This window comes from Xanthomonas sp. NCPPB 2933 (assembly GCF_056725225.1).
Genome location: NZ_CM161518.1, coordinates 36,632 through 60,622 on the forward strand (window position 1 = coordinate 36,632; position 23,991 = coordinate 60,622).

Annotated in this window: 16 protein-coding genes; 7 read left to right on the top strand and 9 right to left on the bottom strand. The window is 65.3% G+C overall.

Features of this window, described 5'->3' with window-relative positions; all coding sequences use genetic code 11:
• Positions 1–130 precede the first annotated feature (130 nt).
• The 4 genes from AC1PLU_RS00160 to AC1PLU_RS00175 all read right to left on the bottom strand — a co-directional run bounded on the left by AC1PLU_RS00160 (position 131) and on the right by AC1PLU_RS00175 (position 8,600).
• Entirely contained in the window at positions 131–1,228 is a 1,098-nt protein-coding gene (locus AC1PLU_RS00160; protein WP_481107331.1) for an acyltransferase family protein, read from the bottom strand.
• A gap of 710 nt (positions 1,229–1,938) precedes the next feature.
• Complete coding sequence (locus AC1PLU_RS00165; protein WP_006452227.1) at positions 1,939–3,420, bottom strand: FAD-dependent oxidoreductase; 1,482 nt, start codon at positions 3,418–3,420, stop codon at positions 1,939–1,941.
• 124 nt (positions 3,421–3,544) lie between these two features.
• Positions 3,545–8,017 carry a glutamate synthase large subunit gene (gene gltB, locus AC1PLU_RS00170; protein WP_481107332.1) on the bottom strand — a complete coding sequence of 1,491 codons (4,473 nt, stop codon included), beginning with the start codon at positions 8,015–8,017 and terminating at the stop codon, positions 3,545–3,547.
• A gap of 202 nt (positions 8,018–8,219) precedes the next feature.
• On the bottom strand, positions 8,220–8,600 hold the full coding sequence (locus AC1PLU_RS00175; protein ID WP_104550498.1) for an I78 family peptidase inhibitor: 381 nt from the start codon (positions 8,598–8,600) through the stop codon (positions 8,220–8,222).
• A gap of 58 nt (positions 8,601–8,658) precedes the next feature.
• On the opposite strand from AC1PLU_RS00175, the gene AC1PLU_RS00180 reads away from it, so the two are divergent.
• Positions 8,659–9,999, top strand: a complete 1,341-nt coding sequence (locus AC1PLU_RS00180) for a DNA topoisomerase IB (RefSeq protein WP_481108577.1) — start codon at positions 8,659–8,661, stop codon at positions 9,997–9,999.
• Between the two features lie 140 nt (positions 10,000–10,139).
• On the opposite strand, the gene AC1PLU_RS00185 is transcribed toward AC1PLU_RS00180, so the two are convergent.
• From AC1PLU_RS00185 to AC1PLU_RS00195, 3 genes are all read right to left on the bottom strand, one after another.
• The gene (locus AC1PLU_RS00185) at positions 10,140–11,063 is read right to left on the bottom strand and encodes an MlaA family lipoprotein (RefSeq protein ID WP_481107333.1); all 924 of its coding nucleotides are present in this window, start codon (positions 11,061–11,063) and stop codon (positions 10,140–10,142) included.
• Positions 11,064–11,135: 72 nt separating this feature from the next.
• Complete coding sequence (locus AC1PLU_RS00190; protein ID WP_481107334.1) at positions 11,136–11,348, bottom strand: hypothetical protein; 213 nt, start codon at positions 11,346–11,348, stop codon at positions 11,136–11,138.
• A gap of 564 nt (positions 11,349–11,912) precedes the next feature.
• Positions 11,913–12,491 carry a class I SAM-dependent methyltransferase gene (locus tag AC1PLU_RS00195; protein WP_268213488.1) on the bottom strand — a complete coding sequence of 193 codons (579 nt, stop codon included), beginning with the start codon at positions 12,489–12,491 and terminating at the stop codon, positions 11,913–11,915.
• A 389-nt stretch (positions 12,492–12,880) separates the two neighbouring features.
• Here AC1PLU_RS00195 and AC1PLU_RS00200 point away from each other — a divergent pair, with 389 nt between their 5' ends.
• The 4 genes from AC1PLU_RS00200 (at position 12,881) to AC1PLU_RS00215 (ending at position 19,676) form a co-directional block, all read left to right on the top strand.
• Complete coding sequence (locus AC1PLU_RS00200; RefSeq protein WP_268213490.1) at positions 12,881–13,546, top strand: response regulator; 666 nt, start codon at positions 12,881–12,883, stop codon at positions 13,544–13,546.
• A complete protein-coding gene (locus AC1PLU_RS00205) occupies positions 13,543–14,955 on the top strand; it encodes a sensor histidine kinase (RefSeq protein WP_481107335.1) in 1,413 nt (470 codons plus the stop codon). Before AC1PLU_RS00200 ends, AC1PLU_RS00205 begins: the two co-directional genes overlap by 4 nt.
• A gap of 507 nt (positions 14,956–15,462) precedes the next feature.
• Positions 15,463–16,575 carry an efflux RND transporter periplasmic adaptor subunit gene (locus AC1PLU_RS00210; RefSeq protein WP_481107336.1) on the top strand — a complete coding sequence of 371 codons (1,113 nt, stop codon included), beginning with the start codon at positions 15,463–15,465 and terminating at the stop codon, positions 16,573–16,575.
• Positions 16,572–19,676, top strand: coding sequence for an efflux RND transporter permease subunit (locus tag AC1PLU_RS00215; RefSeq protein WP_481107337.1), 3,105 nt, complete (start codon positions 16,572–16,574; stop codon positions 19,674–19,676). Before AC1PLU_RS00210 ends, AC1PLU_RS00215 begins: the two co-directional genes overlap by 4 nt.
• 272 nt (positions 19,677–19,948) lie before the next feature.
• Here AC1PLU_RS00215 and AC1PLU_RS00220 read toward each other — a convergent pair whose 3' ends face one another.
• A complete protein-coding gene (locus AC1PLU_RS00220; RefSeq protein WP_006452222.1) occupies positions 19,949–20,293 on the bottom strand; it encodes a hypothetical protein in 345 nt (114 codons plus the stop codon).
• 285 nt (positions 20,294–20,578) lie between these two features.
• On the opposite strand from AC1PLU_RS00220, the gene AC1PLU_RS00225 reads away from it, so the two are divergent.
• Complete coding sequence (locus AC1PLU_RS00225) at positions 20,579–21,469, top strand: pirin family protein (protein WP_481107338.1); 891 nt, start codon at positions 20,579–20,581, stop codon at positions 21,467–21,469.
• Between the two features lie 267 nt (positions 21,470–21,736).
• Positions 21,737–22,351 (top strand): FMN-dependent NADH-azoreductase, encoded by a 615-nt coding sequence (locus AC1PLU_RS00230; RefSeq protein ID WP_481107339.1) that lies wholly within the window; start codon positions 21,737–21,739, stop codon positions 22,349–22,351.
• Between the two features lie 274 nt (positions 22,352–22,625).
• Here AC1PLU_RS00230 and AC1PLU_RS00235 read toward each other — a convergent pair whose 3' ends face one another.
• On the bottom strand, positions 22,626–23,573 hold the full coding sequence (locus AC1PLU_RS00235; protein WP_168959253.1) for a LysR family transcriptional regulator: 948 nt from the start codon (positions 23,571–23,573) through the stop codon (positions 22,626–22,628).
• Positions 23,574–23,991 lie beyond the last annotated feature (418 nt).

The window sequence follows — 23,991 nt, forward strand, 5'->3', positions numbered from 1 at the left end:
CAGGGCTGCACATCAGGTGCCTGCGCGAACGACAGCAGCGTGGACCCGGCAGTGACCGCGTCCACGCTGCTGCCGGATGACACCGGCCACCGGCTGCAAGCATCGCCGGACCGCGACGCGATCAACCAGGTCAGGCGCCCTGCGCAGCGGCCACTCTGCCGTCCTGCGCCGGATAGGGCGACACCAGCGGCGTCGCGGGACGTGCAAGCATGGGTGCGGAGAACAGCAGGTTCAGCGCGGGCAGGCGGCCCGGTGTGCGCAGCAGGCACAGCAGGGTCGGCGCCAGTACGCCGGTGCCCAACAAGGCGAAGAACAGCAGCGACCCATCGTGGATCCAGCGCGGCAGCAGATAGGCCAGCACGATGAACGGCGGGAAGTGGGTCAGATAGAACACCACCGAGTTGCGGCCCACATAGCGGATCGCCTGTGCGGCCGGTTGCTGGTTTGCCCAGATTGCTGCAGCGATCACCAGCGGCAGCGCGATCACCACCAGCGGCAGGTAGCCGATCCAGATACCGTGCAACGCGGTGAGATTGGCGATCAGCACGATGGCGCACAGGCTCAGGCACGACAGTGGCCAGATCCAGCGCGGTGCCTGCTGTAGCAGTGCCGGCACGCGACCGGCCAGCAGCGTGCCGATGTAGAAGAACGCGAAGTAATAGAACGGGTCGGCTCCCTGGCGCAGCAATGGACCCAGGCACACCGAACCGAGCAGGGTGGCAGCCAGCACCAATGGGGCCGGCAGCCGACGCAGCAGTGGGATCACTGCAAGAAACACGAACAGGTAGAACAGAAACCAGGTCAGTGCCACGTTGCCGACTGCGATCCTGCCCAGGTCCAGCCAGGCAATGGGTTCGGCCTTGGCCAGCACCGAGCCTGCCTCGCGCAACCCGAAGATCAGCAGCGACCAGATCAGATAGGGATACAACACGTGCCGCAGCTTGCCGCTGAAGTAGGTCGCGATCCCCTTGTCCAGCCCACGCGCCACGAACAAGCCCGAGAGCAGGAACATCAGCTGCATGCGCAATGGGGCCAGCGAGCGGTTGATACGCTCGATCGACAGCATCAGCGTGCTGCTTTCTCCGGCTGCGCCGCTGCGTAGCTCGGGATAGGCGTCGAAAGCGAAGCCATAGGCGTGCAGGACGATCACCATCAGTACGCTGGCACCGCGCAGCCAGTCCACCCAATCATCGCGTTTCTGGTTGCCGGTAATGGTTTGGTACGTCATGAGGTTGCTCCTTCGGTGGGGGCCCACGGCTTTGCCGCCGCGGTGTGCGACGACACGAATCAGGTCTGGATTCCACGGCGGTGTTGTCCACGCGTGGGAGGAGGCGGATACCGTCGTTGCCGAGGACATCCGGGTAAGCGCAGAGCGTTCCGCGTGTCAGTGAGGGTGGCTGGGCTGCGTGATGCGGGGACGGCTTATATGTGACTTAGATCACACTTGTTTGGCGCGTGCAATCGTCGAGGCTGCAGATAGATGCAGGCCTGTGTGTGCGCTGATGGCAAGGTCATGCGTGGGTGCGGGCGCCTTGCACAGTCGATGGCCGCTTGAGTCTGCAGTTGCCGAGATGCGGTGGAGCGCGTGCTCAGCGGTAGGCGGCGTTGCGGCGTTGCGTTGTGGTCTACGCGCGCTGCCAGCGTCAGCCTGATCGGCGGCAGGACAAATCACCGCACGCAGCAGCAAACGCTGCACGATCGCTGTGAGCGAAGTGCCGGTCGCGAAAGACAGGGTGATTGTTCGTGGAGCGTTCCGGGTCGGGCGAGGCGCGACCTTGCGGGATGCGATGTCCGTTGCCTGTCGCCGTGGATGCATTGCGTTGCATCGCGGTGCGTCACGCGGGCGTAGCCGCTCACGCAGCGTGCGGGTTGCCCGCACGCGAGCCCGCACGCGAGCCCGCACCAACGGTGGGCGCATCGCCCACCGCTGGCAATCACTCAGGCCGCAGCGGGTTCCTTGACCTGCGCCTTGACGCCGAGCAGCTGCACGATGCTGCCCGCCGCATCGCGGCCTTCGGCCACGGCGGTCACCACCAAGTCGGCGCCGCGCACGCAGTCGCCACCGGCGAACAGGCGTGGGTTGCTGGTCTGGTAGGGCAGGCGGCCGTTGTCGTCGGCAGGGGCGACGATGCGGCCGTTACTGCCGGCTTCCACGCCTTGCGAGGCCAGCCAGTCCGGTACGGTCGGCGAGAAGCCGAAGGCGATGATCACCACGTCCGCTTCCAGCAGCGATTCGCTGCCTTCCACCGGTACTGCATTGCGACGGCCGCTGGCATCAGGCTCACCGAGCCTGGTCTCCACCACGGTGACGCCAATGGCTTCGTCGTCGGCGCCGGATTCGATCGACAGCGGCTGACGGTTGAACAGGAAGCGCACGCCTTCCTCGCGCGCGTTGGCCACTTCGCGCGCCGAGCCCGGCATGCTGGCCTCGTCGCGGCGGTAGGCGCAGGTGACCTTGGCCGCACCCAGGCGGATGGCGCTGCGCACGCAGTCCATACCGGTGTCGCCACCGCCCAGCACCACCACGCGCTTGCCGTTGAGATCGGGCAGCGCCATCTGGTCTTCCCAGCCGGCGATCGGCCGGCCGTGCGGGTCGTTGCCGCTTACGATGCGGCTGTTCTGCACCAGGAACGGCAGCGCCGGCAGCACGTTCTTCAGATCCTGGCCGGGCAGCCCGCCATCGGTGTAGCGGTAAGCACCGGTGCCCAGGAACACCGCATCGAACTCGCCCAGCAACTGCTCGATGCTGACGTCGCGGCCGACTTCCACGCCCAGGCGGAACTGCACGCCCATGCCTTCGAGGATCTCGCGGCGCTTGCCGATCACCGACTTGTCCAGCTTGAAGCTGGGAATGCCGAACTGCAGCAACCCGCCGATCTGCTCGTAGCGGTCGTAGACAACCGCTTCGATGCCGGCACGCACCAGCCTGTCCGCACACGACAGGCCGGCCGGGCCGGCGCCGATCACCGCCACCCGCCAGCCGGTCGGCTGCACGTTGCCCAGGTCAGGGCGCCAGCCCATCTTGAAGGCGGTATCGACGATGTATTTTTCCACCGCACCGATGGTGACCGCGCCGAATTCCTCCAGCGTGCAGCTGCCTTCGCACAGGCGGTCCTGCGGACACACCCGCCCGCACACTTCCGGCAGCGGGTTGGTGGAATGGCACAGCGCGGCGGCTTCCTCGATGCGGTTTTCCTGCACCAGCTGCAGCCACTGCGGGATCGCGTTGTGCACCGGGCACTTCCAGCTGCAATACGGATTACCGCAGTCCAGGCAACGGCCGGACTGATACTGCGCGTCGGCCTTGTCGAACTTGCCGTACAGCTCGCCCCAGTCACCGGACGTACGCAGCTCCACCGGAATGCGCGTGGGCATGGTCCGGGGCAGGTCGAGGAATTGGAAGGCTTGCTTGCGGCTCATAAGAAAATCCGTGGCTGATTCCCTTCTCCCACCGGGAGAAGGTGCCCCGAAGGGGCGGATGAGGGTACGGAGCGTCAGCGCCCGCATCCCCAAACCCTCTCCCGTTGCAGGGAGAGGGAAGCACTCAGGCGGCGCGCCGCAGCGACTCTGTCAGCGACTCGATACTGGCGGCCTTGGGTTTGACCAGCCAGAACTTGCCGATGTAGTCGCGGAACTCGTCCAGGATCTGCTGCGCCCAGATGCTGCCGGTCAGCTCGCGGTGGCGGCTGATCAGGGTGTGCAGGTGCTGGCGATGGTTTTCGAAACCCTCGGCGGAGACGCGGTGGATGTCGATCAGCTCGTGGTTGTAGCGATCCACGAAGTCGCGTTCGATATCCAGCACGTAGGCCAGGCCGCCGGTGAAGCCGGCGCCGAAGTTCAGGCCGACCTTGCCCAGCACCAGCACCACGCCGTCGGTCATGTATTCGCAGCAGTGGTCGCCTGCGCCTTCCACCACCGCCAGTGCGCCGGAATTGCGCACCGCAAAGCGCTCGCCCGCGCGGCCGGCCGCGAACAGTTCGCCACCGGTGGCGCCGTACAGGCAGGTGTTGCCCACGATCGGCGTGCTGCGCGCCTCGAAACGCGCGCCGCGCGGCGGACGCACCACCAGCCGGCCGCCGGCCATGCCCTTGCCGACGTAGTCGTTGGCTTCGCCTTCCAATTCCAGCTGCAGGCCGCCGGCGTTGAACGCGCCGAAGCTCTGCCCGGCGGTGCCGCGGAAGCGCAGGTTCAACGGCGCATCGCTCATGCCGTGGTTGCCGTGCGCACGCGCGATGGCGCCGGACAGGCGCGCGCCGATCGAGCGGTCGGTGTTGTGGATCAGGAAGCGATGGTCGCCGCCGGTCTTGTTGGCGATCGCATTGGCCAGCAGGCCATCCATTTGCGTGGCCAGGCTGTCCGGCGACTCGTACAGGCGCTGGGCCGCGCAATGGCTGCCGTCGTACTGCGCATGCGTGAGCAAGCGCGAGAGATCGACCTTGACCCCGGCGCGTGGCGACACCTCCAGCTGTTCGAGCAGGTCGGTGCGGCCGACGATCTCGTCCAGCGAGCGCACGCCCAGGTACGACAGCCACTGGCGCACTTCTTCGGCCAGCAGGCGGAAGAAATGCTCCACGCGCTCCGGCAAGCCGGTGAAGTAGTTCGCACGCAGGCGCTCGTCCTGGGTGGCCACGCCGGTGGCGCAGTTGTTGAGGTGGCAGATGCGCAGGTACTTGCAGCCCAGCACGATCATCGGCGCGGTGCCGAAGCCGAAACTGTCGGCGCCCAGCAACGCGGCCTTGACCACGTCCAGGCCGGTCTTCAGGCCGCCGTCGGTCTGCAGGATGGTGCGGTCGCGCAGGTCGTTGGCCACCAGCGCCTGGTGCGACTCGGCCACGCCCAGTTCCCACGGCACGCCGGCGTAACGGATCGAGCTGATCGGGCTGGCGCCGGTGCCGCCGTCGTGGCCGGACACGGTGATCAGATCGGCGCCGGCCTTGACCACGCCGGCGGCAATCGTGCCGACGCCGGCATGCGCCACTAGCTTCACCGACACCAGTGCGGTGGGGTTGACCTGCTTGAGGTCGTAGATCAGCTGGGCCAGGTCTTCGATCGAGTAGATGTCGTGATGCGGCGGCGGGCTGATCAGGCCGATGCCGGGCTTGGCGTAACGCAGCCGGGCGATCAGTTCGTTGACCTTGTGGCCGGGCAGCTGGCCGCCTTCGCCGGGCTTGGCGCCCTGGGCGACCTTGATCTGCAGCACCTCGGCATTGACCAGGTACTCCGGGGTCACGCCGAAGCGGCCGGAGGCCACCTGCTTGATCTTGGAGCGCTTCTCGGTGCCGTAGCGGGCCGGGTCTTCGCCGCCTTCGCCGGAGTTGCTGCGCCCGCCCAGGCGGTTCATCGCAATGGCCAGTGCTTCGTGCGCCTCGGGCGACAACGCGCCCAGGCTGATCGCAGCGGTGTCGAAGCGACGCAGCACATCGGCCGCCGGGGCGACCTCGTCCAGCGGGGTCGGGGTCTCGGCACGCTTGAGCTGGACCAGGTCGCGCAGCGTGGAGGCCGGGCGCGAATGCACCGCATCCACGTACTTCTGCCAGTCGCCGGCATCGCCGGTGCGGGTGGCGCGCTGCAGCGTCATGACCACGTCGGGGTTGTACATGTGGTACTCGCCGCCGTGCACGTACTTGAGCAGGCCGCCCACTTCCGGCTTGAGCTGGTCGTTCCAGGCGCGCGCGGTGAGCTCGCGCGCCTCGGTGTCCAGCCGCGCCAGATTGACGCCGCCGATGCGTGCGGGCGTCTCGGCAAAGCACAGCTCCACCACGTCCGGGTCCAGCCCCACGATCTCGAACAACTGCGCGCCGCGATAACTGGCGATGGTGCAGATGCCCATCTTGGAGATGATCTTGGACAGGCCCTTGTAGATGCCCTTGCGATAGCGGCGGCCGATCTGCGACTGCTCGCCGCCCTTGCTCAGCTTCAGGATGCCGCGCCGGCCCAGATCGAACAGCGTCTGGTAGGCCAGATACGGGTACACCGCGGTGGCGCCGAAGCCGAGCAGGCAGGCCATGTGGTGCGGGTCGCGCGCGGTGCCGGTTTCGATGATCAGGTTGGCGTCGCAGCGCAGGCCCACCTTGCACAGGTGGTGATGCACCGCGCCGGTGGCCAGCAGCGCATGCGCCATCGGCCGGTCCGGCACCGGGTAGCGGTCGGACAGCAGCAACATCACCGCACCGGCGCGCGCGGCGGCCTCGGCTTCCTGGCAGATGCGTTCCAGCCCGGCCTTGAGGCCTTCTTCCACGCTGTAGGACAGGTCGATCAGGCGATTGCGCTCGACGTACTGCTCCATCTTCAGCAACTGGCGCAGCTTGCGCTGGCTGAGCACCGGCGAGTTGAGGATGACGTGATTCACGGTCTCGGCGCCGGCATGGAAGATGTTGGTCTCCTTGCCGAGCTGGGTGGTGAGCGACATCGCGATGCCTTCGCGCAGCGGGTCGATCGGCGGGTTGGTGACCTGCGCGAACGCCTGGCGGAAGTAGTCATACAGCGGCCGGGTCTGGCGGCTGAGCACCGCCATCGGGGTGTCGTCGCCCATCGAGCCGGTGGCTTCCTGCTCGGTCTCGGCCAGCGGGCGCAGGATCTGCTCCACTTCCTCGGTGCTGAGCTGGAACAGCTTGTGGTAGCTGCGCAGGGTCTGCTCGCTGAAGGGTTCTTCCACCAGCGAGGGGTCGATCAATTCGGTCTGCAGATAGGTCACGCCCTGCTGCAGCCATTGCTTGTACGGCGCGCGCGCACGGTTGATGCGGTCGATGGCGTCCGAGTCCAGCAGGTCGCCGCGCTTCAAATCGATGGCCATCATCTCGCCCGGGCCCAGCTTGCCCTTGCGGGTGATGCGCTCGGCCGGCAGTTCCCACACACCGGCCTCGGAGGCCACCAGGAAATGGCGGTCGGAGGTCAGCATCCAGCGCGCCGGGCGCAGCCCGTTGCGGTCGAGCATGCAGGCCGCATAGCGGCTGTCGCAGGCCACGATGCCGGCCGGGCCGTCCCATGGCTCGGTGTTCAAACCGTAGAACTCGTAGAACGCAGCCAGGTCGGCGTCCTTGAATTCCAGCGACTGGGTGGCCGGCGGCACCAGGATGCGCAGCGCCTGCAGCAGGTCCATGCCACCGGCGACCAGCAGCTCGAGCATGTTGTCCAGGCTCTGCGAATCGGAGCCATGCATGGAGATCACCGGGTCGAACTCGGCGATGTCGAAGCGCGGGGTCTGCCACACCTTGCTGCGCGCCTGCGCCCAGCGGCGGTTGCCTTCGATGGTGTTGATTTCGCCGTTATGCGCGAGCAGGCGGAACGGGTGCGCCAGCGGCCAGCGCGGCAGCGTGTTGGTGGAAAACCGCTGGTGAAAGACAATTGCGCTGGAGGACAGATCGCTGCGCTGCAGGTCTGGATAGAACGTGCTCAGCTTGTCCGGCAGCACCATGCCCTTGTAGCTGATGCCATTGGGCGACAAGGTGGTGACGTAGAAATTGTCCACCTCGCGCAACGCCTGCTCGGCGCGCCGGCGCGCCAGGAACAGCGCCAGGGTGAAGCCGTCTTCGGTCTGCTCCGCGCCGGCATCGACGAATAACTGCTCGATACGCGGCAAGGTGTCGCGCGCCAGTTGCCCGCACACGCTGTCGTCGGTGGGCACCACGCGCCAACCGCGAAAGTGCACGCCGGCGGTGTGCAACTGGGTTTCCAGTTCGGCACGACATCGCGCGGCATCGGCCTCGTCCAGCGGCAGGAACACCACACCGGCCGCGTAACGCGTGCCCAGGGTGATACCGGCATCGCGCGCCAGCCCGCGCAGGAACGCATCGGGTTTGCGGATCAGCAAGCCGCAGCCATCGCCGGTAAGTCCGTCGGCCGCCACGCCGCCGCGGTGGGTCATGCGCGAGAGCGCCGCAATCGCGGTGTCCACCAGCGAACGGGAAGGTTGGTCGTCCAACTGGGCGACCATGCCAAAACCACAGGCGTCGCGTTCGTCGCGCGCGCTGTTGTAGAGACCGTAGTCGTTGAGCCCTTGGCGAGTGCGGGGGGCCATGTCTGCCTCTTTGCGATCTGGGAGAGCGGCGACGACGTTGCAGCGCTCGATCCGTGGAGCGTTTCGAAGAGGTCACCGGATGATCGACTAGACCACAGTTGATGCGGTGCCGCAATACACCGTTACAGCTGCAACGAGGGCGGCTGCAAGGCCCTGTGCCAGCTGGCTTGGCGCCCGTTCGCCAACAGGCGCCAGGCGGTGCTCAGCCGCAGCGCACCGAGGCAATCAGGTTCTTGGCATCCACTTCGAGATTGAGCCGTTCGCCGTTGAACTCCATGGTGACCATCTGCCCGGGTTTGAGCACGCGCACCGACTTGGCGCCGGCATCGCTGCGGGCCTGTTCGCTCACTGCATCGGTCAAGGCCTGGCCGACCAGCGACTGCACCTGGGTGGCATCGCAGCTGCCAATCGGCGGGGCCTCGGGAGCGGCGGCCGGTGCGGGGGCTGCGGCTTGTTCGGCCGCTTGCTGCGCCTTGGCGGTGACGGCTTCCTGCTCGTCCGGTTGCGGCGAGCCGCAGGCACTCAAGGCCGCCAGCACGACCAAGGAACAGGCCAGGCGGGCGGTAGGCAGGACAGAGCGCATCGATGACTCCAGCACAGTGGGGGAGGCCCAAGCATAAGCAGAAAATCTGCTGACGGGCATCGCTTGCGCACATGGCGTTGTCGCAGCGTTGACGCTGCCTAGTCCTGCCCGGCTCAACAATCGGCGCCTGTCCTTCGATCCGTGCGCAATGAAAGCCAAACGTGTTCTTCGCAATGCCGCAGCCACCGCCAGCGCTGCCGGCAAGCTGGCTACCGTGGCCGCCAGTGCCGCCACTGCCGCGGCGGCGAGCGTGGCAGCGGTCGCGCAGGCCAGGGCCACCGCGCGCGCGGCCGGGCTCACCTATGTCAACGATCAACAGCCCGGCATCAGCCGCCGCAAGGCCGGCAAGAGCTTCAGTTATCGCAGTGCCGACGGGCAGCGCGTGGCCGATGCCGATACCTTGCAGCGCATCCGCGCACTGGCCATTCCGCCGGCGTATACCGAGGTGTGGATCTGCGCCAAGCCCAATGGCCATCTGCAGGCCACCGGCCGTGATGCGCGCAGGCGCAAGCAATACCGCTATCACGCCGAGTGGGCGCAGGTGCGTGGCGAAGGCAAGTTCGAACGGGTGATCGCCTTCGGGCAGGCGCTGCCCAAATTGCGCCGACGCTTGCGCCGCGATCTGGTATTGCCGGGATTTCCGCGCGAGAAGGTGCTGGCAATCGTGGTGGCGTTGTTGGCCGACACCCTGGTGCGTGTGGGCAACGCCGAATATGCACGCAGCAATCGTTCCTATGGCCTCACCACCTTGCGCAACCGGCATATGGAATTTCTGCGTGGCGGACGTGCGCGGCTGAAGTTCCGCGGCAAGAGCGGCCAGGATCACGAGATCGAAGTGGACGACAAGCAGCTGGTCAAACTGATCCGGCAATGTCAGCAATTGCCTGGGCAATCGCTGTTTCAATACCGCGACGACAACGGCCAGCTGCAGCCGGTGGATTCGGGTGAGGTCAACGACTATCTGCGCGAGGCGATGGGCGAGGATTTCACTGCCAAGGATTTCCGCACCTGGGGCGGTACGCTGGCCGCACTGCAACGTCTGGCGCGGTTGCCGTTACCCGAGCGCATGAGCGAACGCGCGCTGACCCAGGTGCAGAACGATGTCATCCGCGAAGTGGCCGATGCGCTGGGCAACACGCCCTCGGTGTGTCGCAAGGCCTATATCGACCCGTGCGTGTTCGAAGGCTGGCGCGCCGGCGAACTGCAGGCCATGGCCACCGGCGTGCGCGGCGAGCGCCAATGGGAAGCGGCCACGTTGCGCTTTTTGACCGACTCGCGCAGCAAGCAAGGCAAGGCGGCCAAGACGACCAAGGCCACCAAGGCCACCAAGGCCACCAAGGCCACCAAGGCCACCAAGGCTACCAAGACGAAGCTCAGCCGCAGCAGAAAATCTGCGTGATGCTGTTGTTCGGCGAGATCTCGATGGTTCGCTGATTGATACCGCGGTCTGCGGGCCTGCGCCACGCCTACGGTGCTGTTTGGAGTCTTGATCATTAACCGCGCGCACTACGTGGTCGCGCATGCGTGTGCGGGAAGCGATCACTCGTCCGCGATCTGCTTCTGGCGGCGTTGCGCCCAGGCATCGCGCACGAAGGTGTAATCGTCCACGGCATCGCGGCGTGCGGCATCCATCGGCAACATGCGCGCGCGGCCGTCGGCCAGTTGCAGGCCTATCAGCGAATTGGCGATGCGTGCGCTATCTATGTAATTGATGGGCGTCAGCTGTTGATCGCCAAAACGCCCAACCGTGTCACGCACGGTGCCGGGTCCCAGGATCGGCATCACCAAGTAGCGCGAGTTGTCCCAACCCCATGTGGCGAACACCTGTCCCACATCTTCGTTGTACCTGGGCATGCCGAAGCGGGTGGCCGGATCGAACAACCCGGCAACCCCGATGGTGCTGTTGACCACAAAGCGTCCAAGCGACTGCGCCGCTTTGACCGGGTGGCCCTGCATCACCTGAGTGACTGCGGTTCCTGGCTGGCCGAGGTTTCCAAACAGGTTCCTGATACCGGTCTTGACGGGTTTGGGGGTGACCTTGTCGTAAGCCACCGCAACGGGGCGGAACAGCACCTTGTCGGCGCCGCGATTGAAGCCGTGGATCTTGCGGTTATAGGCCTCCCACGGATCGCGCACCGGTGTGGTGGTGTAGAGCGCCTGGGCATCCTGTTCGGCGCGTGCGCTGGCGTCCGCCGAAGCTTGCGTGGTCGCGGTGGACTGCCCTGATTGCGGTGCTGCCGGCAAGGCGATGCCAGCGGTGTCTTGCGCAGCAGGAGCGCCGGCAACGTGCTGTTGCGCATGCGGATCGAGCGTCGATTGCGATGACGGTGGCGCAACCAGCGTCGAGCCAATGGGCGGGCCGATCGTGGTGGGTGCCGATGCCTGTGTGGCGGCAGGCCGGCTTGCGCAGGCCGATAGCAACAGCAAGGCGCCAACCGCAGCAAGGGAACGGGGAATCGTCATCGCAGGATCCTTCAGAGTGAGGTGAGGCATTGAGTGGGCAACCAACACAACTGCTACGACGTTCGCGGTTCTCTACGCGCTGAAGCGACTTAGCCACGACCACACCAGTGGGCAACCCCACAACGCCGCCACTCCCGCGCTGGCGATGCTCGCCATCCAGCGCAGCTGACTCAGCCGCTGGCGTCGGGAATGGTGCTGCTGCAGATCCGGCAAGTCGTGCCACGCCTGGCGATTGCTGGCGGTGGACGACTGCCGTGGTGTCACGAAGGGGCGGTGGAAAGACATGGCGCGGTCCAGAAACCTAAGACGGGTGTATTGATTCGCATCACCACAGGCTCGTTTGCGAGAGGGCGGGCAAACAGCGTGGCAAGGTGGCTGTCGTGCAGCCATCGGTTGCTGAAGGCGATGCTATGGAGGAAGCGCGCATCACGTTTTAAGAGTTTTTTGATTGCTCCCGGGTGGTAGGGATGCGTTCACGAAACGGCATCGGTGCACGCTTAGCCGGATGCGGCAACGGCAATCCCAGCAAGCCGTCGACGCAGGTGTCGCTGTGATCGCCTCGCCCCGTCGTGGGCTGCGGCGGGCTGCTGTATGCGTTGCATAGCGCAAGGCTGATACATGGCGGTGGGCGTCACGCCAGACCAGCCGAGCGGTTGCGTGGATAAGCGATACGCTGACGCCCCATAGCGGCAGCAGCGCCCGGATGCTAGCGGACGGTCATGCCGACGACCATCAGCATCAGCTAGGACGGCACGACGGGAATGAGCTTTCCAGGTAGGACATGACCGGCACGCCCGGGAGGCCTTAGCTCACGACAAGCGTAAGCAGAGCACTGGTCTGCATCGTGTTCTACCTTGTGTAGCTGCGACGCTGGATGCGATAGGTCGTTGCAGGCGGAACGTTGCGATATGTGCGCCCGATCCTGACGGCCTCCAGATCGAGCGCATCGAGAATATGCGCCGGAACCGAGCATTTGAATCCATAGGTAAACAGATACAGCCGGCCGCCAGGCTTCAGCTGCAGGAAGGCGCCGCGCAGAATCGCAGCCACCTGGTGTGCCGGCATGTTCAACAAGCCAAGACCGCAGACCACGGCATCGACGTACGCGCCATCGATGCGAGGCAGCGATTCAAGATCGCAGACATCCATCTGCAGCAAGCTTGCGCGCGGGAAGCGCTGCGTGAGCAAGGCAGAAAAGGTGGCGTTGTACTCGAGCAGAACGAGGTTCTTTTCCTGCACGCCTTTGTCGATCATCGCCTGGGTAAACACACCGGTCCCCGGCCCGAGTTCGAGAACCCGACCGGTACGCTCCGACAGCTCGGAGGTGATGATGGAGGCGAGGGCGCGTCCGGAGGGGAGTATCGCTGCAACGGAGCAGGGTGCGGTGATCCATTCGCGAAAAAACGACGTCATATACGAACGTGCCATCTATCCTCACAACGTTGAAAGAGTTCGGCCAAGCTGCATCGGCGCGCATCACTGCAGGATGCGCGATGGTGCAAAAACAAGGCTAAAGCAAGAGTCTGTCCTGAACCTCTTTTGGCTGCAGATCGGTGGTGATAGTTCAGGCTTTTATCAGCATTGGCGACGCAGTGACTCCAAGACATCGCTGCAATGCGGATGTCATGTGCAGAGCTTTTTTGAGTGATCGTTGAACCAGTGGATCCACTGAATGCAAGACGCGGCCGTTGTACAAACGGCGGCCGCAAACGGGTGAGATGATGGGCTGGACTGTCTCTTAATGCAGAATTAAACCGACTCGGGAATGCTATGCGCCCACTTTGCTCGCAGACCAGGACGATGCAGACCAGGACCCAATGAAGCTACTGCTTGTCGAGGATGACGTCATGCTGGGCGACACCATCTGCGATGGTGCGCGGCAGGGTGGTTGGGAGGTGGACCATGTGGTCGATGCACATGCGGCCAACGGGGTGCTGGTCGAGCATCCGTATTCTGCGGTGCTGCTGGATCTGGGGCTTCCTGGCGAATCCGGCCTATCGGTATTGCGCGGTATGCGTGCGCGCTGCGATGCCACGCCGGTGTTGATCCTCACCGCACGCGGCCAACTGAGCGAGCGCATTGTGGGTCTGGATGCAGGCGCCGACGACTATCTGGTCAAGCCGTTCCAGTTCGATGAGTTGTGGGCGCGGGTGCGCTCGGTGATCCGGCGCAGCCAGGGCAGTGTGGTGCCGATCTTCACCTACGGCGAGGTCAAGGTCGACCGTAGCCGCCGCGCGGTGAGCAAGGGCGGCGTAGATGTGGTGCTGAGTGCGCACGAGTACCGCACGTTGCTGGCACTGATCGAACGGCCCGGCCACGTGCTCACCCGCGACCGCTTGCAGGATCTGGTTTACGGGCCCTCCAGCGAGTTGGAAAGCAACACCATCGCGGTGTTCATCCATCAACTACGCCGCAAGCTGGGCGAAGACCTGATCAGAACCGTGCATGGCCTGGGCTATGTGGTGGGAAAGCCGGGCGCATGAGGCCCAGATCGATCACGGCGCAGCTGTTCCTGGTGATCGTCAGCGTGATCGCGGTGTGCTGGGTCGCGGTCATCGCCATCGTGCTCAGCCTGCTGTCGCTCAACCTGGAAAGCACCTGGGATGAAAAGCTCGAAGCGATCGCCACGCAGATGCTGATCACCATTCCGGCCAAGAGCAAATTCGACCGCAGGGCCGGCCCAGGTCTGCAATTGCCGGACAGCTTCACCAGTGCGCGCGAACAGCTGGTGTTTCAAGTCTGGATTGATCGCTCCAGGATGGTGGCACGTACGCCCGGCGCACCCGATTCGGCGCTGCAACCGTCCTTCACCGACGGGGCGGCAACCACCATCGTCAACGGCGCGCAGTGGCGCGTGTATGCCATCACCGACAAGACCGGCCGGGTGAGCGTACAGGTCGGCAACCCGCAGAGTGTGGTCGATGCGGACATGCGGCACCAAGCCTGGCATGCGCTCGCACTGGCCACGTTGTTGGTGATCGTGGCGGGCATGGTGATGTGGGTCGTGGTGCGGCGCTCGCTGCAGCCGGTCAGAGCGCTGGGCAGAGCCTTGTGGCACCGCAAGCAGTTCGACCTCACGCCGTTGCCGCTGTCGAAACTTCCGCGCGAAATCCATGTGCTGGTCGCCTCGTTCAACCATATGCTTGAGCGGTTGGATGCGGCCATCGAAGGCGAGCGCCGGTTCATCGGCGATGCCGCGCATGAACTGCGTACGCCGCTGTCGGCCTTGCAGGCCCAGGCCGAGATCGCGCTGAGCGCCGAAGACGTGGACAGCAAGAATCGGGCGTTGGTGAAGTTGCTATGCGTGGCAAAGCGCAGCACGCGCCTGTCAGAGCAGTTGCTGGATCTGGCGCGATTGAATGCCGCCAGCAGCGCACCGATGCATGCGATCACCGAACTCAGCGTGCTGGTACAGCACGTGGCGCAGGAATTCGAGGTGCATGCCAGTCAGAACGCGCGCGCGCTGTATCTGGATATCCACAGCTGCAGCATCGCGTGCAATGTGGACGAAATCGGCATCCTGCTGCGTAATCTGGTCGACAACGCGATGCGCTACACGCCCGAAGGCGGCAACATCCTGGTCAGTTGCGGATACGTGCCCGATGCGACGCGTGCAGACGGCAACCAGCACACCAACGACGACCGAAAGGTGTTTCTGCAGGTGGCCGACGACGGGCCGGGCGTGCCGGAGTCCGAGCGCGACGCCATCTTTGTGCGCTTCCACCGCGTGGCCGGCACGCCTGTGCGCGGCAGCGGCATCGGGCTGTCATTGGTGGCCGGCATCGTGGATCTGCACCACGCAAGTATCGAGACCGGGCCGGGTTTGAGCGGGCGCGGCTTCAGTGTGCGGATCGTGTTTCCCGGGACGCCGGGTCGTGCACCACACGTTTGAGGCCGGCGCATCGGCAGCGTCATTGGCAGTGTCTGGGCGCTCGCTCTGGCGGCATAGACTGAACGGTGCGCTCCGCGCTGGGCACACGCTTAAACAATTCCGAAAATACCTAAAAATTCTTTAATGACCGCTTGAAACGATGGCGCTCAGCCACGGACCACTGGCGACTTGAGTTTCGATATCCATTTGCTCGCATCGTAAAAAGCGTACCCAACGCTGTCGGTGCATCGCGCCGGGCTGGCCTTGCGCAATGCCTCAGCAGAGCATGCAGCGTGTGCGCCGCAGGGCGAGACGTGCACCAGGCCATCGTGCAGGCCGATGTCATCTGCATGAACTTCCGCATCCTTCGAGTCGTGCGCTTGCACGCTTGCCATGTCGCTTATCTCAGGCCACCTGCCGTACACCGCGATGATCACTCAATCAACCAAGACACCATCCCACGCGCACACTGCCGCCGATACACAGAAAGGCGCACCGCGACGTCTGGCGCTTCCAGTGGCATGTTGCTTGCTGGCCGTTGCAGTCATCGCCGCCGGTTGGTGGTGGTCCGCGCGTGCGCAGCCCAAACGCGTGGATCTTCCGATCACCGCCTTGTCGGTGACGGCGGTGTTGCCGCGGCAGGTGGAATGGCCCAGCAGCCTGCAGGCGAGCGGCATCGTTGCGCCCTGGCAGGAAGCGGTGATCAGTTCGCAGAGCACTGGCTTGCGCATTGCCACGCTCAACGTGGCGGTCGGCGATGTGGTCAAACAGGGCCAGCTGCTGGCCCGCTTCGATACCGCGACCTTGCTGGCCGCACGTGCAGAAATGAGTGCGGGCCTGGCCAAGGCGCAGGCGTCTGCCAGCCAGGCCGATACCAATCGCGGGCGTGCGTTGCGCGTGCAAACCGCAGGCGCGATGAGCGATCAGGAAGTACAGCGTTACGTGACCGAGGCGGTGACAGCCAGGACCCAGATCGCGGTGGCGCGCGCGCAGCTGGATGCCAACCGCCTGCAGCTGCGGCAGGCCGAGATTCTGGCGCCCGACGATGGGCTCATCAGCGCGCAGAGCGCGACGCTGGGCGCAGTGGCCAATAGCGGGCAGGAGCTGTTCCGTCTGGTGCGCCAGGGCCGCCTGGAATGGCGCGGCGAGTTCGGCCCCGAGCAGATCGCGCGGATCGCGCTGGGCCAGCAGGTCAAACTGAGGCTGCCTGATGGAAGCGCAGCGACGGCGCGCGTACGCCAGATCGCGCCACTGCTGGATGCGCGCTCGCGGCTCGGTCTGGTCTATGCGGACATCGACGCCGGTAGCTTGTTGCGCGGCGGCATGTACGTTGACGGTGCAGTTGCGTTGCCGGCCAGCCATGCGTTGGTGGTGCCGGCGTCGAGCGTGGTGGTGCGCGATGGCCGCAGCACCGTGTTCCGCCTGCTCGGCAGCGGCGGCCAGTCCAAGGTGCGCGCGCAGCAGGTGGTGGTCGGGCGCCGGGTCGGTGCCGATGTCGAGATCCTCGAGCCGCTGGCGGTGGGCGAGCGCATCGTGGCGCAAGGCGCCGGGTTGCTGGCCGATGGCGACACCGTACTGGTCAAGTCGACACCGACCGGCGCGGTCGTCGGCATGCAGCTGATTCCACGTGGGTCGCGATGAATTTTGCAACCTGGTCGCTGCGCAACCCGATCCCCGCAGTGTTGTTGTTCCTGCTGCTGTCGCTGGCAGGTGTGTACGGGTTCAAACAGTTGTCCATCCAGGCATTGCCGGATCTGGAATTGCCCACCGTCAATGTCACGCTGACACAGCCGGGCGCGGCGCCGGCGCAGATGGAAACCGAGGTGGCGCGCAAGGTCGAGGACTCGATCGCAACGGTCAGCGGCCTGCGTCATCTGCGCACCACCATCAGCGATGGACAGGTGCAGATCGTTGCCGAGTTCCGCCTGGAAAAATCGCTCTCCGATGCCTTGATCGAAACCAAGGATGCAGTGGATCGGGTGCGCTCGACACTGCCGCCGGAACTGCTGCAACCGGCCGTCAGCGCGGTGACCGAGAACGCCACCCCGATCCTCACCTACGCGGTGACTTCGACAACGCTGGATGAAACCCAGCTGTCCTGGTATGTGGACGACAGCTTGACCAAGGCGCTGGCGAAAGTGCCAGGTGTAGGCCGTGTGCAACGCCTGGGCGGTGTGCAGCGCGAGATCCGGGTCGAAGTCGATCCGGTGCAGATGACCGCGCTCGGCGCCACTACCTCCGATGTGTCGCGTGCGCTGCAACAGATGCAGCAGGATTCTTCGGGCGGGCGCACCCAGGTGAGCGGCGCCGAGCAGTCGGTGCGCACCGTGGCGAGCGTGCGGCAAGCCGCGCAGTTGCCCGGGATGTGGATTGCGCTGAGCAACGGCGACAGCGTGCGCCTGGATCAGATCGCCACGGTGCGCGATACCTACGCCGAGCGCCGGCAGGCAGCGCTGCTGGATGGCGCGCCGGTGATCGGCTTCAGCATCTACCGTACCAAGGGCTTCGACGAAACCCGAATTGCCAAGGGTGTGGCGCAGGCACTGCAGCACCTGCAGCATACCGATCCGCATCTGCGCATCACCCCGGTCTCCGGCACGGTGGCCTACACGCAGGAACAGTTCGAAGGCTCGATGTCGATGCTCTACGAGGGCGCGCTGCTGGCGGTGCTGGTGGTGTGGCTGTTCCTGCGCGACTGGCGCGCCACCCTGATTGCCGCCTCGGCGCTGCCGCTGTCCATCCTGCCCGCGTTCGCGGTGATGTGGTGGCTGGACTACTCACTCAACACGCTCACCTTGCTGGCGTTGGCGGTGGTGGTCGGCATTCTGGTGGACGATGCCATCGTGGAGATCGAGAACATCGAACGCCACCGGCGCATGGGCAAGACGGCCTTTCAGGCCACCGCCGATGCGGTCAACGAAATCGCCCTGGTGGTGATGGCGACCACTGCGACGTTGGTGGTGGTGTTCGTACCGACCACGCTGATGGGTGGCATCCCCGGATTGTTCTTCAAGCAGTTCGGGTGGACGGCAGTGATTGCGGTGGTGGCCTCGTTGATGGTGGCGCGCCTGATCACCCCGATCATGGCGGCCAAATTTCTGACCTCCCGTCACACCGGTGATCCGGAACCGGCTACCGGCAAACTGACCGCAGGCTACTTGCGGCTGGTGCAATGGAGCCTGCGCCATCGCGCGGCAACCCTGGGCGCGGCTGGCGTGTTTTTGCTGTGTTCGTTGGCGTTGTTGCCACTGCTTGCCAAGGGACTGGTGCCACCGAGTGACCGCGGCTCTATCACCGTCATGGTGGAGCTCGGGCCGGAGAGCGACATCGATCAGACAAGGTTGATCACCGAGCGTGTGCGCAGGGCGGTGGGGCATATTGCCGGCGTCGGGGCGGTGTTCACCAGCATCGGCAGCAGCAGTGGCGGGCGTGATGCGCAGGTCTCGCAGGTGCGCAAGGCCGAGATGACGCTGGTGCTATCCGAGCGCAACGCGCGTGCGCCGCAAGCGGAGATCGAGCATGCGGTGCGGCGGGTGTTGCTCAACGTCACCGGCGCACGCTTTACGGTGGGCGGCGTCGGGTCTGGCGAACGCTTGTCGATGATTCTGACCAGCGATTCGGAAGACGCGCTCACCACCGCTGCGACTGCGTTCGCAGGCGAACTGCGCGCAGCGGGGTTATCCGGCGTGCGCACCACCGCCAGCCTGGAACGGCCGGAAATCGTGGCACGTCCGATCGACAGCCAGACCGCGCGCTACGGCGTGAGCAGCGCGGACATCAGCCAGACCTTGCGCACCGCCACCAGCGGCGATTTCGAACCGCAACTTGCCAAGCTCACGCTGGACAACCGGCAACTCAACATCCGCGTGCAGGTGCCCGATCGCATCCGTGCCGATCTCACGGCGCTGTCCAATCTGCGCGTGCAATCGCGCGATGGCCTGGTGCCGTTATCCAGTGTGGCGGTGCTGGCGATGGAAAGCGGCCCCAGCGAAATCAGTCGTTACGACCGGCAGCGCTATGTCACGGTGAGCGCCGATCTTGGCGAGCTGCCGTTGAGCGAGGCGCTGGCATTGGCCAATTCACGTGCGTCCATCCGGCACTTGCCGGCGAACGTCTCGCTGATCCAGTCCGGCGATGCGGAAGTGGCGGCGGAGTTGTCTTCCGGCCTGGTGCTGGCGATCGTGATTGCGATCGCCTGCATGTTTTGCGTGCTGATCCTGCTGTTCAACGACTTCTTCCAGCCGCTGACCATCCTGTCGGCGATTCCGCTCTCGCTTGGCGGTGCCTTCGTCGCGCTGTTGCTGTTCGGCAGCGAGCTCGATGTGCCGTCGATGATCGGCCTGGTGATGTTGATGGGCATCGTCACCAAGAACTCGATCCTGTTGGTGGAATACGCGGTGATCGCATTACGCGACGGGACCAATGACGTGGACGCGGCCTTGATCGACGCCTGCCACAAGCGCGCCCGCCCGATCGTGATGACGACCGTGGCGATGATTGCCGGCATGTTGCCGATCGCGCTGGGATTCGGGGCCGATGCCAGTTTCCGCCAGCCGATGGCCATTGCGGTGATCGGCGGGTTGATCAGTTCGACGGTGTTGTGTCTGGTCGTGGTCCCTGCGGTGTTCAGCTGCATTTATGCGTTCGAGCTGTGGTTGCATCGACGTTGGCGCGGCGTGTTTGGCGCACGGGTCGATGCGGACGCCGTAGCTGATTCGGCGAATCCGCAAGGCCAGGGCTGACCTGCCTTGAACGTAGCGCAGCGCAGTCCGCGCACCGCGGATGTGGCGCTTATCGCGACAAACAACACCCCTTAATACAGCGACCGACCACCTCTTTGGTGCGGTGCCCTGATCGCTTGCGGGACCGTGTGGCGGCAGGGATGCCGCCACACGGTCCCGCAAGCGATGGATTCACGGCGTGTCCCGTGAGCGGTGAGGACACCGTGCCCTCGGCTGACCAGCTGACGGCGGCTTGCTACGGTTTGTCAGTCGCTCCAAGACAACGGCAACGCTCAGCCGCAATAAATCGCGGTGATGTTGTTGTTCGGGCCGGTCTCGACGGTGAGGTGATCGCCACCGCTTTCGCTGGCGCCCTGGGCCGGATCGGCCAGGCCGCTGGCGGTGGTGCCACCGGTAGCGCGCTCGCCGCGGCGCACGCTGACCTGCAGACTGTCGCTGTCCACGCGCGCACGTTCGATGGTCTGTGCCGCCGCGGCCAGGCCCACCGCGCCACGCACCTTGTCGATATGGCACTGGCCGGAGATGACCCCGTCGATGGGCTGCACCTGCACGAGCTGGTTGGAGGCACAGGCCGAGAGCAGCAACACGGCAGCGAGCGGGGCGAGGGTGCGAATCATCGAGGAGCTCCAGCGGAAGAATGCCGCAAGCGTGAAGAAAGCGTTGTTGGCGTGGCATGAAGACTGCCGGCCGCACGCATCGCGATGCCAGGCGTGGCATGCCCTGCCGCGGTCCGGGACGCAGGGCCGAGGCCCTCTTGCGTGACGCAGATGGTTCAGTAGCGTGCGATTACTTCTAAATCTGGACGACTCCACTACAAATCTTCCGGCTAGTCGATCAATGGGCGCGTCTCTACTCTTTGCATCACCGGGGCAGCTTGCTCCACCACCGCAAAGGGATCCGTCATGAACGCACAACTGGCCACCGTCTACGCCGACCAGCAGCCGCAGCGCGAGCCCGGCGTGCAGGCCATTGCCCCGCCGCGTCCGGTGGTGTTTCGCACCCACGGCACCACCCGCGGTCCGATCACCCGGTTGATGAGCCCGGGCGACCTGGGCCAGCTGGTCAAGCCGTTCGTGTTCCTGGACCTGTTCACCGTCAAGCCGTCGATCGGCGGCGCGCCGATGGGCATGCATCCGCATTCGGGCATCGCCACGCTGACCTATCTGATGGAAGGCGAAGTCGGCTACGAAGACAGCACCGGCAAGCAGGGCACCCTGCCCACCGGCGGTGTGGAATGGATGCGCGCCGGCAATGGCGTCTGGCACGACGGCATGCCGGTGGGCCAGTCCTCGGCCAAGGGCTTCCAGCTGTGGGTTGCGCTGCCGGCGGCCGAAGAAAACGCCCCGGCGCAGAGCCTGTATCTGTCGCCGGACGATGTGCCGGTGGCCGGCCCGGTGCGGGTGCTGCTGGGCCGCTACGGCGCGCTGGAAAGCAGGATCCCGGCACCGGCCGACATGACCTACCTGAGCGTACAGCTGCAAGATGGCGAGCGCTGGCGCTATGTGCCGCCTGCCGGACACCGCGTGGCCTGGATCGCGGTGCATGGCGGCGAGCTGGAAGCGGCCGAGACCATCGGCAGCGGCCAGATGGCGGTGTTCAAGGATGCCGAGCAGGCCATCGAGGTGGTGTCGGTGGGTGCGAGCTCTTTCGTGCTGGGCTCGGCGGTCAAGCATCCGCATCAGTTGGTGATGGGCCACTACTCGGTACACACCAGCAAGGCCGCACTGGCGCAAGGCGAGGCGGAAATCCGCCGCATCGGCGAGCAGCTGCGCGCTCAGGGCCGTCTGGCCTGAGTCTGCGGCGGGCGCTGCACACGCCCGCCCAGTGTTTTCGCTTTCGCTTTCGCCTGCGCCTTGTCTGCCTGTCTGCGCGATGCAGTACCGACAAGCGCTACAGCACCGACCAGCGCAACGCACACGCGCAGACCGGTAGCAGGGCAACCGGCAGCGCACACCCATCAGCCTGTATTTCACCCGCCGACACGCACACGTGTGCGTGCTCGGTCGCATCTCCAACATCGTGGCAGTACCACGCAACCCCACACAATCAGAGGCTTCATCATGAAACTGCTCCATATTGACTCCAGCATCCTCGGTAGTTATTCGGCCAGCCGTCTGCTGTCGGCGGCCACGGTCGCCAAGTTGCAGTCCGGCAACAGCGATGTCGCAGTGACTTACCGCGATCTGGCCGCCGAGCCGCTGGCGCATCTGTCCGGCGCGCACCTGGCGGCCCAGCAGAATCCCAGCGGCGACCAGAGCCCGGAACTGGCGGCCGAACTGGCCACCAGTGCAACGGTGCTGCAGGAATTTCTGGACGCCGACACCGTGGTGATCGGTGTGGCGCTGTACAACTTCACCATCCCGACCCAGCTCAAGGCGTGGATCGATCGCGTGCTGGTGGCCGGCAAGACCTTCCGCTACAACGCGCAAGGTGTGCCCGAGGGGCTGGCCGGCAACAAGCGGGTGATTCTGCTGGTGGCGCGTGGCGGCTTCTATGGCGCCGGCTCGCCGATGGCGTCGCTGGAGCATGCCGAAACCTACATGCGCACCGCGCTGGGCTTTGTTGGCGTGCACACGCCGGAAGTGATCGTGGCCGAAGGCCTGGCCACCGGCGCAGACGCCCGCCAGGCGGGTATCGCCAGCGCCCAGCAGCAGATCGATGCGCTTGCTGCCTGAGTGGCGTCGCGGCTGAGGTGTGTCTAGCGGCATGACCTGCGCTGGCGAGCATGCCACCGGTTCGCCCGGTGCCGATCACTCAAACGTGCCGACACTGCATCGAGCGGACAGCGTGCCGCTCGATGCAATGCGTTGCCCGCGTGGCAGGGTGCCAACAGCGCTTCAAGGGATGTCGGCGCCATGCTGCGTGCGCGTGCGCGTGCGCGTGCGCGTGCTCAGCGCTGATGCTGCTTCGATGCGGGCGTTGCAACCGCCTTCCTCCGCATCACGACAATCACCGCACACCGGGTATCGCGGCGCTATTTGCCAAGCCAGCCACCTCTTTGCATTCAGGCCCATTCAATCGCGTCGTCACGGCCCGGATAAACGCCGAGACCGCACGTGGCTGATGGTGTCGGCTTGGGTAGAGCGCGTATAGGCTCTGGCCCTTGCGTTGAAAATCCGGCAGCACCACGGTCAGGCGGCCTTCGTCGATATCCGGCCAGGTGAGTGCCTGCGGCAACAAGGCGATTCCGAGCCCGGCCACCGCCGCAAGCCGCAGTGCGCGGGCGGTGGTGGCAGCCATGCGCGCCTGCACGTGGACGTCTTCGGCAAGCCCGGACGGGCCGACCAGCGTCCAGGTGGCATAGCCGCTTGGATGCGGAAAACTGATGCAGTCGTGCTGCGGCAAGTCGTCCAGCCGCAACGGCCTGCCGCGCGCCTGCAGGTAGCCGGGGCTGGCCACCAGTACATCGTTGGTGTCGGCCAGGATCTGGCGGCCGACATAGCCCAGATCCGTCATCACACCGCCACGGAAGGCCACATCGATGCGCTCGGCGATCAGGTCGGCCTTGCCATCGCTGAGCACGAATTCCAGGCGCACGCGTGGATGCGCGGCGAGAAATTCGCCGACCCATTCGACGCGAAAAAAATCCAGAAAATCCGCTGGCGCCGCCACCCGCACCAAACCGGCTGCTTCATCGCCACCGGCCACCAGGCTCTGCCCGGCCGAGGTCAGCCCGTCTACCGCATCGGCGCACCGTTCAAAGAACGCTTGCCCGGCGTCGGTGAGGGTGAGCTTGCGGGTGGAGCGCTGCATCAGACGCGTGTCCAGTTGCGCTTCCAACTGCTGCACGCGCCGGCTCACGCTGTTGGGTGCAGTGCCCAGCCTGCGCGCGGCTTCGGCAAAGCTGCCGCTACGCACGACCTGCACATACAACGCGATGTCATTGAGATCGATCACCAGCGGCCTTGGCGCGTGTAAACGCGGAGTCTAAGCGTGGCGACTGCGCGTCGTCGATCATGGCGGCGTCGAGTGCTGTCTGCGGTAATCAGGTGCACCGGCAGTAAAGCGCGTCATGCCTGCGGATTTGCTGCAGGGCCCTTGCCCGCCCACCGTCGCGGGACACGCCGCAAGTACGTCCGTGTAGGCTCTTACGCGGCATCCATGCCGCGTAAGGTCCCACGACGGTGGGCGGGCAAGGACCAGTGGAGATGGTCGGTGTGCATGTTTTCAAGCAGCCGACCAACTTTCTGGTGCGGTGTCCTCGACGATTGCGGGACCATGTGGCGGCATGGATGCCGCCACTGAGCCTCCAGGGACGGATTCACGGCGTGTCCCGCGAGCGGTGAGGGCACCGCGCCCTCGACTAGCTCAGCTT